The sequence below is a fragment of the Paenibacillus sp. GM1FR genome, from assembly GCF_002803315.1.
In the GTDB taxonomy this organism is placed as follows: domain Bacteria; phylum Bacillota; class Bacilli; order Paenibacillales; family Paenibacillaceae; genus Paenibacillus; species Paenibacillus amylolyticus.
The window spans coordinates 86,020-102,126 of the sequence record NZ_MKZL01000059.1 but is presented as its reverse complement, the minus strand read 5'-3'; the positions used below and the strand labels follow the sequence as shown (position 1 = coordinate 102,126).

The 16,107-nt window shown below is 46.4% G+C and carries 17 protein-coding genes; 13 read left to right on the top strand and 4 right to left on the bottom strand.

Annotated features, from left to right (window positions below):
• The first annotated feature begins 280 nt into the window (after positions 1-280).
• The 10 genes from PAEAM_RS26550 to PAEAM_RS26515 all read left to right on the top strand — a co-directional run bounded on the left by PAEAM_RS26550 (position 281) and on the right by PAEAM_RS26515 (position 10,499).
• Positions 281-1,615 carry an MFS transporter gene (locus tag PAEAM_RS26550; RefSeq protein ID WP_100529486.1) on the top strand — a complete coding sequence of 445 codons (1,335 nt, stop codon included), beginning with the start codon at positions 281-283 and terminating at the stop codon, positions 1,613-1,615.
• A gap of 424 nt (positions 1,616-2,039) precedes the next feature.
• A complete protein-coding gene (locus PAEAM_RS26545) occupies positions 2,040-3,308 on the top strand; it encodes a sulfotransferase family protein (RefSeq protein ID WP_100529485.1) in 1,269 nt (422 codons plus the stop codon).
• Positions 3,305-5,236, top strand: coding sequence for an asparagine synthase-related protein (locus tag PAEAM_RS26540; RefSeq protein WP_036609989.1), 1,932 nt, complete (start codon positions 3,305-3,307; stop codon positions 5,234-5,236). The genes PAEAM_RS26545 and PAEAM_RS26540 overlap by 4 nt, the downstream gene beginning before the upstream one ends.
• A gap of 65 nt (positions 5,237-5,301) precedes the next feature.
• Positions 5,302-5,436: a paeninodin family lasso peptide gene (locus tag PAEAM_RS31565; RefSeq protein ID WP_179088635.1), complete on the top strand. Its 135-nt coding sequence runs from the start codon at positions 5,302-5,304 to the stop codon at positions 5,434-5,436.
• Positions 5,437-5,489: 53 nt separating this feature from the next.
• Positions 5,490-5,627, top strand: coding sequence for a paeninodin family lasso peptide (locus PAEAM_RS31560; RefSeq protein ID WP_174806426.1), 138 nt, complete (start codon positions 5,490-5,492; stop codon positions 5,625-5,627).
• Between the two features lie 138 nt (positions 5,628-5,765).
• On the top strand, positions 5,766-6,713 hold the full coding sequence (locus tag PAEAM_RS26535; RefSeq protein WP_100529484.1) for a phosphoenolpyruvate carboxykinase (ATP): 948 nt from the start codon (positions 5,766-5,768) through the stop codon (positions 6,711-6,713).
• Positions 6,710-7,009: a lasso peptide biosynthesis PqqD family chaperone gene (locus PAEAM_RS26530; RefSeq protein ID WP_017689560.1), complete on the top strand. Its 300-nt coding sequence runs from the start codon at positions 6,710-6,712 to the stop codon at positions 7,007-7,009. Before PAEAM_RS26535 ends, PAEAM_RS26530 begins: the two co-directional genes overlap by 4 nt.
• Before the next feature lie 4 nt (positions 7,010-7,013).
• Positions 7,014-7,496 carry a lasso peptide biosynthesis B2 protein gene (locus PAEAM_RS26525; protein WP_100529483.1) on the top strand — a complete coding sequence of 161 codons (483 nt, stop codon included), beginning with the start codon at positions 7,014-7,016 and terminating at the stop codon, positions 7,494-7,496.
• A 52-nt stretch (positions 7,497-7,548) separates the two neighbouring features.
• On the top strand, positions 7,549-8,682 hold the full coding sequence (locus PAEAM_RS26520) for a nucleotidyltransferase domain-containing protein (RefSeq protein WP_243391493.1): 1,134 nt from the start codon (positions 7,549-7,551) through the stop codon (positions 8,680-8,682).
• 20 nt (positions 8,683-8,702) lie between these two features.
• A complete protein-coding gene (locus PAEAM_RS26515) occupies positions 8,703-10,499 on the top strand; it encodes an ABC transporter ATP-binding protein (protein WP_243391471.1) in 1,797 nt (598 codons plus the stop codon).
• Positions 10,500-10,578: 79 nt separating this feature from the next.
• On the opposite strand, the gene cysC is transcribed toward PAEAM_RS26515, so the two are convergent.
• Entirely contained in the window at positions 10,579-11,217 is a 639-nt protein-coding gene (gene cysC / locus PAEAM_RS26510; protein WP_100529480.1) for an adenylyl-sulfate kinase, read from the bottom strand.
• 207 nt (positions 11,218-11,424) lie between these two features.
• On the opposite strand from cysC, the gene PAEAM_RS26505 reads away from it, so the two are divergent.
• Together PAEAM_RS26505 and pdaA are read left to right on the top strand one after the other, a co-directional pair.
• Positions 11,425-11,835, top strand: coding sequence for a hypothetical protein (locus PAEAM_RS26505; RefSeq protein ID WP_036609973.1), 411 nt, complete (start codon positions 11,425-11,427; stop codon positions 11,833-11,835).
• 97 nt (positions 11,836-11,932) lie between these two features.
• Positions 11,933-12,712, top strand: coding sequence for a delta-lactam-biosynthetic de-N-acetylase (pdaA, locus tag PAEAM_RS26500; protein ID WP_100529479.1), 780 nt, complete (start codon positions 11,933-11,935; stop codon positions 12,710-12,712).
• 200 nt (positions 12,713-12,912) lie between these two features.
• On the opposite strand, the gene PAEAM_RS26495 is transcribed toward pdaA, so the two are convergent.
• Both PAEAM_RS26495 and PAEAM_RS26490 read right to left on the bottom strand, forming a co-directional pair.
• Complete coding sequence (locus PAEAM_RS26495; protein WP_100529478.1) at positions 12,913-13,761, bottom strand: DegV family protein; 849 nt, start codon at positions 13,759-13,761, stop codon at positions 12,913-12,915.
• A gap of 105 nt (positions 13,762-13,866) precedes the next feature.
• Positions 13,867-14,337: a hypothetical protein gene (locus PAEAM_RS26490; protein WP_100529477.1), complete on the bottom strand. Its 471-nt coding sequence runs from the start codon at positions 14,335-14,337 to the stop codon at positions 13,867-13,869.
• 468 nt (positions 14,338-14,805) lie between these two features.
• Here PAEAM_RS26490 and PAEAM_RS26485 point away from each other — a divergent pair, with 468 nt between their 5' ends.
• Positions 14,806-15,192, top strand: coding sequence for a DUF423 domain-containing protein (locus PAEAM_RS26485; protein ID WP_017689551.1), 387 nt, complete (start codon positions 14,806-14,808; stop codon positions 15,190-15,192).
• A gap of 123 nt (positions 15,193-15,315) precedes the next feature.
• Here PAEAM_RS26485 and PAEAM_RS26480 read toward each other — a convergent pair whose 3' ends face one another.
• Positions 15,316-15,888, bottom strand: a complete 573-nt coding sequence (locus PAEAM_RS26480) for a hypothetical protein (protein ID WP_100529476.1) — start codon at positions 15,886-15,888, stop codon at positions 15,316-15,318.
• Positions 15,889-16,107: the final 219 nt, after the last annotated feature.

Sequence of the window (16,107 nt, the reverse complement as noted above, 5' to 3'; positions counted from 1 at the left end):
AGTTTGGCCTGTCGGTAATTAAGTATATTCACGGGCGAGGACGATATGTGATGAGAGTGGATATAAAATGATACAATTACGCAAGTTCACCTCAGAGGTAAGGTGAGTCGTAAGAACAGAACTGCACCATTTTTTACAGAAACAGTGAACAAGTGTGATATCCTTCCTATACAATAGGAGAAAGACATCGATCTGGCATCTAATAGAGGTTGTTTAAAAAGTCCACTTAGACTTGTTGAACTCGCACTAATATAGAGATGCATGTAAAGGAAGGATTTATGTGAATAAAAAGGCGATCAAGGCTTGGATTATGTATGATTGGGCCAACTCGGCTTATGCAACAACAGTACTGGCCGCAGTACTGCCTGTATTCTATGCTTCGGTGGCTGCAGCAACACTGGATACGGACACCGCCGCCTCCTACCTGGCCTATACACACTCCATTGGCATGTTGTGCGTAGCTCTGCTAACACCGTTGCTAGGCACGCTAGCTGATTTGTCAGGACGGAAGGGCGACTTCCTGCGTGTATTTGCAATTATAGGCGTCCTTGCCACATTGGGATTCAGCGCAATCGGTGAAGGGGACTGGTTCCTTGCTTCCGCGTTGCTGGTCATATCTACGATTGGTTTTGCAGGTGGTAATACCTTTTACGATGCAATGCTGCCAGATCTGGTACCTGTGGAACGAAGAGACATGATATCCTCCAAAGGTTATGCCTATGGTTATATTGGAGGAGGTTTGCTGCTTGCGGTGAACCTGCTGATGATTCAGCAACCGGGCTGGTTCGGGATGAGCAGTACACTGGCAGGCACAAGACTTGCTTTTATCTCCGTCTCGTTGTGGTGGTTGCTGTTCTCGATACCGATCTTCCGCCATGCTCCGAGACGGCCTGCATCACCGGAGCTGCCCGGAACGTGGACAGGGTATGCTGCGGTGGGCATACGCAGACTGCGGCAAACCTTTCGTCAGATGCGGCGTTTTCCCCAGTTAATCCGCATGTTGGTGGCTTTCTGGTTTTTTAATGACGGCATTAATACCATCATTCTAATGGCTACGATCTATGGGACAAGTATAGGCATAGGCACAGCCGACCTGATGCTCGCGCTACTGTTAACCCAGTTCATCGGGTTCCCGTGTACATTGTTACTGGGAGCATGGGCACAGCGTTGGGGAGCAAAGCAGGTATTAATCGTTAGCTTATCGGTCTACATATGTATTGTGATTCTCGGTTATTTCATGACACAAGCGATCCACTTCTACGTACTCGCCGGGTTGGTTGGTGTCGTGCAGGGTGTGAGTCAATCCACAGCGCGTTCCCTGTTTAGCAATCTGATGCCAGCAGGCAGAACAGGAGAGTATTTTGGTTTTGTGAATATTACAGGCAAATTCTCCTCGATCTTTGGTCCATTTGTGTTTGGATATGTTGGGCAGATCACGGGTTCCACACGTTGGGGTATTCTGTCGCTCATCTTCTTTTTCGTCGCGGGCATTGCTGTATTGTTAACCGTGAAGGTACAGAAGGGGTTGCAGGATGCTACACGGGCAGATCAGGAAGAAGAGCGAAATGGGAGCGTTGGAGCTACTGGGAAAAGTTCAGATGTAAGATTTACCTGATGGTTGTTCACCCGTTTTCATATTAAGTTTCTCAACGGATTACGTATGGCTTCAGGCCTTGTTCCTCACAGAACATGTCTGGAGCTTATTCGCGTTTGTGCAATCAGAACATAATTGATCCATGAATAAGTGCTTAAATGACAGACAGCAGAATACAGTGAAAGAGTATCAATTTATGAAAAGGTGAAAATAAAAGATTGACATGATACATTTTGTATCATAGAGTAAAACTATAAATACATATTGTATCCGAGAGTTGTCGAATGTAATCATGTGTTTTGCTTCATTCCCGGGTGAACTTCCGACGGAATATTGCAAAATGCTGACCTATAGCGTGCATATTACTCGTTTTTCCAAACACAAAGGTAGAGTCTGGTCTATCCCAGCTACACATTTATACTAATGAACAGAGGAGAGGCTGCCATTGATCGATGCTCAAGGTAACGGACTTGTTTTCTTACTATGTGTTCCCCGCAGTGGTAGTTCCTTATCCACCGTAATGCTGCAAAATCATAGTCGTATATTTGCCACCCAGGAAATGTGGTTTCTGATGAATCTTGTCGATTTACCCAAGGCTGATTCACGTGCTTACGGTGGCAGCTCCATCATGCGCCAGTTCTACAATGCCATGGTATCTGAGGATGTCTTTGAGAAGGCGTGCAGAAGTTTTGCTCTTGAAATCTACAATGGATTCCTGGAGGGGAGCGGAGCAGACTTCATCGTTGATAAATCTCCACGGTACTATTACATGCTGGAATGGCTGGATCGTCTGTTCCCTCAGTCCAAGCGCATTCATCTCCAGCGTAATCCTCTGGCCGTAGCTGCATCATTCAAAAAGGTAAACCGCCATACAGGAGAAGGATTCGACCTGATTCATAGTCTGCAGAGCCCCAAATTAAATATGAAATCCGTAGATCTCACACTTGGGATGCTCCGCTTGAATGATTATTTTGCCAAACCCCATTCCAATGCGTATGAATTGCAATATGAACGATTGGTTTCCAATCCTCAGGAAGAACTTGAGAAACTATGCGCATTTCTGGGAATTCGATATGAACAGGGAATGGAGCAGTATGGACAGTTTCTGGACAGTGCCAAGTCTGACATGTTCTACAGTATGGGCGTGGGTGATCCTTTCCTCTCTTCGCATCAAGAGGCACATCAGGGTTCTGTTAACAACTGGAAAAACATATTAGAACCACATGAAGTTGAACTGTATTGCCGTGTGATGGGGGCAGATCTGTTCCACCAGATGGGATACAGTGAACAGCTGGCAGAAGCCGAACAATGGACGGGTGTACATTATGATGCAAGTCCTGATCAGGAGGTCATTGATCGAATCACGCATCAGTTGACAGCAGCGACCGGTTGCCAGTGGCAACCGCAATACCGAATGCAGCCAGCAGATTCTGTCGTTCATGATCCGCTTGGGAATCTTAATGACCAAGTTGTCGAAGAACCGGAAAAGACAGACCCGACGCTAGCTGCACTGGTAACGATCAGACAGCTGCAAGCCGCATTACGGGCAGCAGATCATCGTCTGGAACGGGGTTACAGTGAGCGAGAACGCTTGAAGGTCCAGCTGGCTTCTGCTCAAAGCAAAATACAGCGTATCAAATCATGGGTACCATTTGGTCATCAGATCAGCGCCTGGGCTTCACAGCGCAAGATTCTACGGGGAGGCAAATCATGAGCGCCATAGCAGGAATTGTTCACAACGATGGTCAGCAGGCGCTATGGGAAGACAGCTGGCGTCTGTACGCAAGCCTGGGGCATGTCCCTGCGGATACAACAGGAGTGTGGAAAGGCAATGAGGCGTTCCTCAGCTGTCATGCCCAATGGATTACACCGGAATCGGTTAGCGAGAAGTTGCCTTTATATGATGAGGAAAGTGGTCTGACCATCACGGCAGATGCCATTCTGGATAACCGGGAACAACTGGCAGATCAATTACAAATATCTAGAGCTGAACTGGCTATGTTGGCGGATAGTGAATTGATCTTGCGTGCCTATCAGCGCTGGGGAGACGATGTAGCCGTCCGATTGCTGGGGGATTTTGTATTCGCGATATGGGATGAGCGGAATCGAAAACTGTATGCAGCGAGAGACATTACAGGCATGAGAGCTTTTTATTACCGACATGATGGTTCACGTTTTGCTTTCTGCACACTGATGAATCCGTTGCTCGGGCTTGAAGGGGTACATAAAGAACTTGATGAGACCTGGCTGTCCGAATTCCTTGCCATTCCTGACATGCATGATTCAGCAGATATCAATTCAACTGTATATCGGGGAATAAGCCAGCTGCCTTCTGCACATACACTTGTCTTCCGGGATGGGAGACTGGAGCTGAAGCAATATCATCGCTGGAATGAAGTGGAACCTCTAAGGCTTAAATCCGATGGCGAGTATGTAGAAGCGTTCCGGGAGGTCTTTGGGCAGGCGGTTGGATCACGATTGCGAACGCACAGACAGGTGGCTGCTGCATTAAGTGGCGGACTGGACTCGGGAGCCGTGGTTGGTTTTGCTTCCGGAACACTGAGAAGTCAGGGCAAACGGCTGCAGGCCTATAGTTATGTTCCCGTACCCGATTTCACAGATTATACGTCGAAAACGTTGCTCGCAGACGAACGGCCCTTCATACGTTCCACGATTAATCATGTCGGCAATATCACAGAGAACTACCTCGATTTTGAAGGCAGAAGTCCACTCAGTGAAGTAGATACCTGGCTCGACATTATGGAAATGCCCTATAAATACTTTGAAAATTCATTCTGGATTCGCGGATTCTATGAAAAAGCGAGCCAGCAAGATGCAGGCATCCTGCTCACAGGGGCACGTGGTAATTTCACCATCTCCTGGGGACCGGCTCTGGATTATTACGCCAGTCTACTGAAAAGTGGCCGCTGGTACCGCTGGTTCCGTGAGATGCAGCAGTATAGTGAACGAACGGGCATGCCTTTCTCACGTATAGCCAAGATCACCGGGAAAAAGGCATATCCGGATTGGTTCAAGGCTCAGTCCAAAGGAGCCAGCCAGGCCGCATCCGTACAATTGATCCATCCTGACTTTGCGCAGAGAACGGGTGTACTGGAAAGACTCAAATCCATTATTGTTCTGCAGGGCGGTGCCCAGGCTGATGCACTCAAAGTACGTGCCGAGAAATTTAATAACCTGGCCATCGCCAACAAAAACGGTGCTGTAGCTACGAAATGTTCTTTGCGTTACCGAGCTTGGGAACGTGATCCGACAAGTGATGCCAGAGTCATCCGGTTCTGTCTGTCCGTTCCGATTGAACAATATGTGAAACAAGGGACGGATCGTTCATTGATTCGCCGGGCTACTTCACCGGAGTTGCCTGACAAGGTCAGACTGAATCAGCGGGTACGGGGTGTGCAGCCTGCAGATTGGTTACATCGCATCATTCCGAATTGGGATGCTTTTACCGCCGAGTTACGTGCTTTGTGTTCTGACAGCAAGGTCGCTGGCATATTAAACACGGAGCGTATCAAGTCTGCCCTGGCCAATTTCCCGAGTCCAAGACCTGAACTTGCTTCGCATCCAGATCTGCGATTGATGATGCATAGTCTGATCGTCTATCGGTTCATTCGGAAATTCTGATATAGCCCGGTGAACTGTGGGCCCAGATTTTTCTTACATTTGACTCATGATAGGAGGTGAATACGATGCAAATGGAAAAAAAGGAATGGCAAGAACCAGCACTGGAAATATTGGAAGTCAACCAAACAATGGCGGGCACAGGTTACAAACATATCGACTGGGTTACGGTTCACGATGCGGATCTCTACGGAACTAGTTAGAAAGCTTTACCATATGCCATCATACTTAGAAGTGCGAAAAGGAGGTGAATACGATGCAAATGGAAAAAAAGGAATGGCAAGCACCAGCTCTTGAAGTGTTGGAAGTCAATCAAACAATGGCCGGTACTGGCTACAGACAAATTGACTGGATCACGGTTCACGATGCGGATCTGTACGATCCAACTTCCTAAGTTGTTTAGTTTTATGAAGTGTCATCATACTTAAAGGGCGGAAATGCAACAAATCCAGCTTTTCGCCTCCGCCCTTATATTGAGCAACATGAATATAAGGGCTTTTTTTACATTTTATTACGAAGGAGGCGTCGTTCATTGTTGCCTGTGCATTATGTGGCGTATGGTCTGCGCTGGTCGAGTCAAATTCGAATGCCTGAACTACAGATCGCACCCAAGGATGCAGAGACTGATTTTGATGTCGTGGATGTGCACATCGAGTCTTCAGATCTGACCCTATTGTGGGAGGGTTGGGATGTAGGCAACGACAACTTTGTGGCACGAGAGGGCAGTCTTTTTTTCAAAATCGAAGATACAGGTCTGTTTCTAATGGAACAAGGAAAGCGCATTGTTGTATCCCCTCAGCCAGGAGCGGATGAGAAGAAGGTCAGATTATTCATCCTGGGCACCTGTATGGCGGTCATTATGATGCAGCGTGGCATCCTTCCATTGCATGGCAGTGCAGTGGTTATTGATGGCTGGGCTTACGCATTTGTCGGACATTCGGGAGCAGGCAAATCGACACTGTCGGCCGCACTGGCATCACTCGGATATCCACTTCTCACCGATGATGTTGTTGCACTGACCTGGGATGCCGGAGGAAGAGCTATCGTATCACCTGGTTACCCGCAACAGAAGTTATGGCAGCCCAGTCTGGACGGCTTCGGCATGAAGGAACAGGATTATGCAACGGTTCACGCAGAGATTACAAAGTATGCGATACCTGTTCAGCACTATTTTCATGAGATGGCCGTACCACTAGGTGGAATATTCGAACTTGCTCCACAACCGGAGGAAAACCATACATCTGTTCAACTGGTTGAAGTGACGGGGCTGGAACGACTGCATCTGTTATGCTCGCATACGTTCCGTGGTGGACTCGTTGCAAGACAAGGGCTGGCACAATGGTTGTTTGAGACGGCTTCAAGACTTTCAGCAAGTGTGGAGATTGGCAGATTGGTCAGAACGGGTGCTGAGTTTACAGCATTTGAGATGGTGAATCGGATCACAGATCATATACGTAAAGGAGTGCATTCAGGACAATGACAGCAACTACGCCGATGAATGTGGAAGACCGGGTAACCCGGAAAGAAGGCAATCTGGTCAGTGATATGGGCAGTGAGAAAGTCATGATGAGCATTAGCTCTGGAAAATACTATAATCTCGGGAGTACCGGTGGACGAATCTGGGACCTGATCGCAGAAGAACGCACGCTGGGTGAAGTTGTTGAGGTACTTGCTGCGGAGTATGAAATTGAGCCAGATGTATGTCGTGAGCAGGTGGTGCAATTCCTGGAACATCTGTCCCGTGAAGGTTTAATCGACGTTACTCGCGGAGTGTAGAATCATGTTGCGAAAAATAAAGGCTTATCTATCACTCCCGCGGTCGATGCGTCGACTGGTATGGGAGGCCTATATCCTCCTTGGCTGGGCACGCATACAGAAGGCTATGCCATTTGCTAAAATCGCACAAGGGCTGGGTACGCCTATGGTAGAAACACCGATGACAGGACTCGAACGCAGCGAGGTCATCACTATACGGAATATTTCCAAAGCAATTTCGCTCGCCAGTAAATATACGTTATGGGAAAGCCGCTGCCTTGTAATGGCGATTGCCGGGATGAAGATGCTTGAGCGACGCAAGATAGAGAGTACGTTATATATGGGGACTGCGCGGAATAAGCAAGGACATATGATGGCTCATGCCTGGCTGCGAAGTGGTAAATTGATCGTGACCGGAGCTGATACTATGGACCAATATACGGTTGTCGGTGTGTTTGGCAAACGGTGTCCGGAGAAGGGATCTGGGGAGATTGTCTATGATACATGAAAGTGAACTCTATTCATCAGGGTTTCCGAAGGAGCTTAAGCTGATTTTGAGCATGATTAGAGGTGATCTGACGGCTCTATCCCCTGAAGAACTCAAGGCGGGTTTGCAAGGAACCGATTGGCAGCTTTTTCTGCGGCTTGTCTATCATCACCGCTTATACTCTGTCCTTTATGTGAAAATGAAAGAATTCAACTCTGCAATCATTCCTGCAGATGTTATGGAGAGTCTGAGACAACAATATACGGTCAATACGTTCCGCATGTTACATCTGACAGCTGAAATGGAGCAGGTGTGTGGAGCTTTTCGTGAACGTGGTATCCGCAATATTACACTAAAGGGACCAGCGCTCGCCCATGATCTCTATGGCGATGTATCGATGCGAACCTCCAAAGACCTGGATATCCTGATTCCGTTTGATGATGTGGAAGCGGCTGAAGGCATTCTGGCTACCCTCGGATATGTATCCAAGGAAGGGGAGCGGGCACCTACGGTGCGCAGCTGGAAATGGCGGGAACATCATATCTGTTACACCCATCCGGTCAAAAGGACTCAAGTGGAGATCCATTGGCGTCTGAACCCGGATTCGGGTAAAGAAACCGATTTTGAATTGCTGTGGAAACGCAGTCGGTTCAGTTCATACACACAGACACCTGTCCGTATGCTCGAACAAGAAGACCTATGGGCCTATCTCGTAACCCATGGTGCACGACACGGCTGGTTCAGACTGCGCTGGTTACTGGATATCGACCAGATGATCCGCAGCATGCCACTTGATGTGAAGAAATTAGAGAGACGTCTGAAAGCGGAGGGACGTTTATCCATTGGTTCACAGGCTCTTTATCTGGCCTCGGAGCTGCTGAATACGCCGCTGGATGTAGAGTACAGGTCCTTGATGTCCTTGAGTGACCGTACAGGCAAGCGATTAGCCAACGAAGGCGCAAAGTTCATGAACGACATGCTGGAAAGTCCGGCTGATATGAAGTCTTATCAATCGTATTTGTTTAAACTTCGAAGCACAAAACAGAAATGGTTTTTCTTTATTGAACGTTTATATCCAAGTACATGGGATGTGGATCAATTGCCGCTTCCGCGTTCTTTGTTTTTTCTGTACTTTCCGTTACGTCCGTTTCTCTGGTTCTGGCGGCGAATTAAAAGGTATACGGTGACGGAAAGGGGTAAAGTATGATCTCGGAATTAAGGTATTTCATGCGAAAGTTGCATCATGTCACGGGGCCCATCTTATATTGGAATCTGCTAGGGATGATCTGTATCAGTCTCATGGAAGGGATCGGTATCTACATGCTTGTTCCGATGCTGAGTCTGATTGGCATATTTGAGATGGGCTCCACAGGCTTAAACATTCCCTGGCTTGGCGACGTGTTGAATCGTTTTTCTGAAAATAGCCAATTGTTACTCGTATTGTTCACCTTTGTGTTGATTGTCTCCGGACAGGCCTGGATGCAGCGTCTCCAGACGATCCGTAATACTCGAATCCAACAGCAATTTGTACGAACGCTGCGCATGGAAACCTATGGTGCTATTATTATGGCGCAATGGTCATTTTTTCTCCAAAAACGAAAATCCGATTTTAACCATATATTAACGACTGAACTTGCACGTGTGAGCCAGGGAACGAGCATTATGCTGCAAATGGCAGCCTCTCTGATCTTTACGGGCATTCAGATCGGTCTTGCTTTCTGGTTATCCGCCAAGCTGACGGCACTTGTGCTGGTCTGTGGATTGGTATTATTTATCGTCTTACGAAAATTCGTCAAGCGCGCCAAGCAGATCGGGGACCAGACCTCTGAATTCTCGCAAAGTTATTATAACGGCATTACCGAGCATTTCAACGGCATTAAGGATATTAAGAGCAACATGCTTGAGCGCTCACACATGAACTGGTTTGAGCGCATGTGCAGACAGATAGAACGAAATGTCATTCAGTTTAGCCAATTGAACAGTGGAACACAGCTGATTCACCGGATGTCCGCGGCAATCATTATTGCGGCATTCATCTATCTTTCTCTCCGTGTAATGACGGTGCCTCCCGCAAGCCTGCTGCTCATCATCCTAATCTTTTCCCGCTTATGGCCAAGGTTTACGGCAATTCAGTCCAATCTGGAGTACATCAGCTCCATGCTGCCTGCATTTCGGGTAGTCAGAGAATTACAAGCGCAGACGGCGAAGAGTCGTGAGATTAGTGAAGAGATTGCTTCGGCAGGAGACGTTGGAACTGAAGGGATTCAACCTATGGAACTGAAGGAATCTATCACCTGTGAGGATGTCTGCTATCGCTATGAGGGAAGTGATACGTACTCATTGCGAAATGTGCAAGCTTCGATTCCAGCAAGGGGTATGACCGCAATTGTGGGGAAATCCGGAGCTGGCAAAAGCACGCTGATAGATCTGATTATGGGCCTTGTGAGGCCTGAAACTGGTCGTATTTTGATTGACGGTGTGCCTCTGTCAGAAGAACGATTATTGAGCTGGCGGAGTTCCATCGGATATGTCTCCCAGGACCCATTCCTGTTTCACACAAGTATTCGTGAGAATCTGCGTCTGGTTGATCCAAATGCAAGTGAAGAACAGATGTGGCAGGCTTTGCAATTTTCCTCCTCTGCGGCATTTGTACGGAAGCTGCCTCAGGGTCTGGATACGATCATTGGTGATCGGGGCATTCGTCTATCGGGGGGCGAACGTCAGCGATTGGTGCTTGCCCGGGCTATGCTGCGTAATCCTTCAGTCTTGGTACTGGATGAAGCAACAAGTGCGCTGGACAGTGAGAATGAACAGTACATTCATGAGGCGCTGGAACGGTTAAAAGGACATGTGACCATTATCGTGATTGCACACCGATTGTCCACGATTCGGACGGCAGATCGTGTAATTGTACTTGATGAAGGTCGGGTGATTCAAGAGGGCGGGTACCAGCAGTTATCTACTGATCCGGTAGGGACGTTCAGCAAACTTTTGAACATGCAAGCAGGTGTTGTGGGGCAGTAAGTCGGTTATGACATAACGTAAAGAGGCGCGCCACGATGGGCGCGCCTTTCATGTAAGTAGTTAGTATAATGAGCAAGGATTAATGAACGAGGGCTGTTTTCGTAGGAAGCGGCAGTTGAAGAGCACCAATCTGCTCCAAATGCTGTACGATCTCTTGCACAGCTTCCTCAATGGAACATTGCTCTGTATCGATGATAAATGAAGGAGATTTGGGTACATCATAGGGGGCGGAAATGCCTGTGAAATGCGGGATGTCACCATTGCGGGCTTTTTTGTATAGACCCTTGGGATCACGCCGCTCACATTCTTGGATTGAACAGCGCACATAGATTTCAATGAAATCATCTGGTTCAAATAACTGTCTAACCATCTCCCGATCCTGTTCATGAGGAGAGATAAAAGCCGAAAGTACAAACAACCCGGCATCTACCATTAACTTCGATACTTCACCAATTCGCCGCAGATTTTCTTGACGATCCCCTGCTGTAAAACCGAGATCACGGTTCAGTCCATGACGTACATTATCCCCGTCCAGAACATAACAGCGTACGCCTTGATCGTAGAGATACTGCTCCAGGGCAAATGCAAGGGATGACTTTCCTGCACCTGATAACCCGGTAAACCATATGGCACGACTACGGTGCCCATTATGCTTCTCCCGGTCTTGTCTGTTGATGCTGGATGATTGCCAGGTTATGTTGCGCTCTTCCTTCGACATGAGTATCCCGCCTTTTCCCTACCATGATATGTATAATATTTTAACATATTTACAAGATTATAGCACCTTACAGATTTCTTCAAAATAAGCGTGAATCGACAAAATATCGGGTATAGATGTAGTACATACATAAGCATTATGCATATATCCAAGGAGTATTTTGAATCAAATGATGCAAAATGCTCACATCGCAGGAGGAACAATGTCATGAACAAAAACATACAAAACATACAAGTTGGGTTCAAATGCCCGGATTGCCAGCAAGATATCCGAGCGGAATTTATAGATGAACAGGTCAGCACGGTTCGTTGTAAAGGTTGTGACAGAGCGTATACACTTTTGAAGCCAACCATCGGTGATGAGATTCTACTGGATTGGGAGCAGGAGGCTTTGTATCACAAGCTGAGGGCAGAGCGGTCCGAACTGGATAATCACAATATGTCTGCCTTGATTATCAAAGTTATCGAGTTGCTTACATGGCGTGATCGGGGAGATGGACAGACCCGTGCCATACAGACCGTGAGGGAATGGCTTGCTTCCAGTGGCAAACCTCAGACCTTACTTGAATTGTTCCATCAATCTCCGCCACAACCTGAAAATAAACGTTTCGATCGTTAATGATTTACATACATTAGCCGTTCCTGTGGCATATTACCTGAAGGTGTTCGTGTGTGCAAACGACTAACCGAATTTTTCAGGAACAGGAGCGGATAGAATGAAGCGAATGGTTCTATATATACTGTTGGGACTGTTATCCATCAGTATGGTACCGGCACAGACTGAAGCATCACCGGTTACCGGAGCGTATCACTTTGGCTTCAAAAAAAGTCAAAACGGTCAACTGCCCTCCATTGATCAGGAAGGCTTTAAATCAATCTTACAACATAACGATGCCATTTTCCTGGGGGATACAAAACAGAAGGAATTGTATCTCACGTTTGATAACGGGTATGAGAATGGATTTACACCTGCCATACTGGATGTTTTGCGTACCAAGAAGGTGCCAGCTGCTTTCTTTGTGACAGGTCATTATCTGAAAGATCAGCCTGAGTTGGTCAAACGTATGGCGGCTGAAGGTCATATTGTCGGTAATCATTCATGGAGTCATCCGGACATGACCCGCATCTCCAATGAAAAGCTTAGAGAGGAACTTGAGAGGGTCAAGACGGAGGTCAATCGGCTGACCGGTCAACAAGCGAGCTTTTTACGGCCACCGCGTGGAATTTTTAACAATCGTACGCTTGCAGAGAGTCATGCCCAAGGGTATGTGAATGTGTTCTGGTCTGTTGCTTATAAAGATTGGGATACTAATGTGCAGCGTGGCTCACAATATGCTCATCAACAGGTGTTGAAACAGCTCCATCCGGGCGCTGTCATTTTGCTTCATTCGGTATCCAAAGATAACACGGAAGCTCTGGGTTCCATTATTGATGAGGCCCGCAAGCAAGGATACGCATTCAAAAGTCTGGATGATCTGCGGACCAAAAGTTATTGATCCATTATCATAATGAGCAATGGACCAAGTGTAGGTCATTCAAAAGTTAGCAAAAATATTAAAGGGCATCCTGAGCGATTAAGCTCGGAATGCCCTTTTTAGTTATAACGGTATATGCCAGTCCAAGTATTGGATGTAACCACTACAGACCCAGTAGAAAGGATTGGATTGGGTAATACGATACGATGTAACATGTAATACTATAAAACAGTATTATAGATGATTCCAATCGTTTTCGGGCCGCAATGACTGCATACTACACAACCAGCAGTGGTTAGTTCAACTCGTGCACCCGTATGTTCCTGCAAAGACTTCTGCAAGTCAAGCGCATCCTCTTCAGCCATGGTGTGCACAACAATCAGCAGGTCTGGATCGATCTGATCTTTCTGGCTGAGCGTATTATTCAGCATTTGTTCCAGAGCTTTCTCCCGTTTGCCGCGCACTTTATAGGCAGGTGCCATCTTGCCATCTGTTACCCGGATGACAGGACGAATCTTCAACAGGCTTCCAATCAGGTTCTGCATGCCCGAACAGCGTCCGCCTTTATGCAGATACTCTAGTGTATCGATAACAAACTCCGTGCGTACATTTGATTTCATCGCCTCAATCAGGTGTGTAATCTGAGTCAGGTTTTGCCCTTTATCAGCAGCATGAACAGCTTTCATCACCATCAGTGCAATTCCTGATGAGAGATTCTGTGAGTCAATGACCGATATTCGACCTTCCGGGAACTCGGAACTCGCTAGTCGTGCATTTTGATAGGTAGAGGAAAGTTCAGAAGATAAGCTGATATATAAAATCTCATCCCCTTGATCTATGTAAGGTTGAAATGCCGTTATGAAATCAGCGGGGGAAGGTGCAGCCGTTTTAGGAAGACGCCCATCTTGGCTAACACGTTCATATAGCTGTTCAGGCTTAATCTCAGCACCGTCTTTCAGTGATTCTTCACCGAACACGACATATAAAGGGATGATACCGATATCGTGCTGCTGGATCCATTCTGGAGCCAGATCACTTGTGCTGTCCGCAAAAATTTTGATTCGTGACATGTCAATCTCCTTTGAAAACAATGATTTTGGCAAAAAATATAGATTATACTTATGTGTAAACCCATTCATTTTAATTATAAGGAAACATGACGCTGATGCAAAGCGTTACATCAGCGTCATGCCTACCAAAATAAGTGCAACGAATAACAGAATCATGATCCCATTTAATATGGTTCCGATAATGGCAAAAACTTTCTTTCGATTCTTGAGGACAAGACCAATAATTCCGACGATGCCTCCGGCCAGATTGAGAATCAGGCAGACCAGGATGGCTAATGAAGCCAGAACCACTGCTGGATGCAAGGCGATCTCTTCTGTCTGCAACGGGGTGAGAACTCCGATGGATTCGTTTACAGCCATGGTGGCAATAAAGAATATCAGAATATAACCCAAGATTGCAACCAACCCAATGACAAAGCTGGCGATCCCAGGTCCGGAATGTTTCAGTGGTACCATTGGTTGCCTCTCATGATCTGGCGGGTATGCTTCATACCCATTGTTATTGTATGGATCTGCACGGCCAGGATTCTGATCCGTGTTGTTATAACCTGAATTATAGGAATCGCGATTATCCATAATGTTGACTTGCCTCCCTTAATCATCGTACTGAGTGTTATTAACCTAATCGATGAGTAATGATTCTCCTTTTAGAGGTTGTTCAAAAAGTCCGCTTTTGATTACGAAAGATGCCTAACGGCATCATCATCATCGAATATGGGATTCACCCGAAATGTCCGTTGCTCACGTAGTTTTCCCTACGCTCCGCTACTCCATTTCTAGCTTCATCCCATCTTCTCGGTACTGAAAACCAATCTTTTTGAACTTGCACTTAAAATACAACGATTACATACCTGTTTACTTTTCCATAATTATCGATAAAAATCAAGGATATACGCCAGTTTTCTACGATATTTAGGGTGGGATAGGTTTAGTAAGTATAAACAGACATATGATCTTTGAAGCTCTGTCCCGGCTGGTAAAGGAGGAGTAGATTCGCTACAATAATAGGAGTGAATTGTAGTTGAATTAAGGGAGAGAACTTATATGCAACGAAGATGGATGATGCTTGGAGCTGTAATGACCATGCTGTCGGTGGCGATTGGTGCGTTTGGTGCTCATATGCTCAAGGATACGATTGGACCGGCGGCCATAGCTACATATGAGACAGGTGTGCAATATCACATGATTCATGCATTGGCTTTGCTCATTATTGGTTTGACGGCTGGTCAACTTGGAGCATCGACAAAACTGAAGTGGGCAGCGCGTCTGTTGTTTATCGGAATTATCGTGTTCTCGGGCAGTTTGTATGTGCTTAGTATTTCTGGCATCAAGATTCTGGGTGCCATCACACCGATTGGTGGGGTAGCCTTCATTGCCGGATGGTTGTTATTGGCATTAGATGTATGGCAGCGAGGTAAGGATCGCTCCTGATCGGTCCAAACAAATCTCGGAGGGTTAAATCCTACATGAACCATAGAACTAAAAAGCAACTTGCGTTAGAATGTCCCGTCATTCTAACGCAAGTTGCTTTTTGTTTTAATCCGATGAAGTTAGTTACAGAAACTCATCGATTTCATTGGTTCGGAACGTATACACCTGTTTTTCATCGACATGGTAGATGCTCACAATACTGGTATCACGATCAAAATTCAGAATACGGCAAGGAATGCTCTGATGTTTACCGTTCTTGTTATTGACAACAATACGGGTGAGTTTATTCTCTTTAATGAGCGTGTCAATCCACGCGTCAAACGAGTTTCCATCGGATACATTGGATGTTTGGGTGGCAGGCTTTTTCTCACTAACCGGTTTTTCTTGTTGATTCTGTGTTTTGACTGGAGCAGGTGAGACAGGTGTCTGAGCTGCAGTGGACGCCTTCTGTGCTGCGTTGGCTTTTTTGCGTTCGTTGTGAAGTGTGACGAAAGAGTCCTTCTTGGACTGGAGTGTCGCTTCAATAATTTTGCCTAGCTCTATGCCGGATTGAATCCGAAAGTCCGCAATTTGTTCTTCATTGTTTATGAACTCCAACAGGGACTGCAGTGCCAATGCATTTGAGCGGCTCTTAATAAGTATATCGACATTAAATAAAAAGCCGATGTCCTCTTGATTGGATAAGGTTTCTTTCATTCATCCCAGCCCCGTTAAAAAGTATGTCAGCTCAAAAAAACGCTTCAATTCACTATATCATTAAAAAGGAAATTATCATAGTGCTAGAGACGCAGAAATATGCCGAAACAATTGGGTGAATATTACAAATGAACCTTATTATTCACGACACTTAGAAGGTGTCTACAAGACAATCCAGAATGAGGGAAACAACATTCGTGACCTGTGGAACAGGAGGTG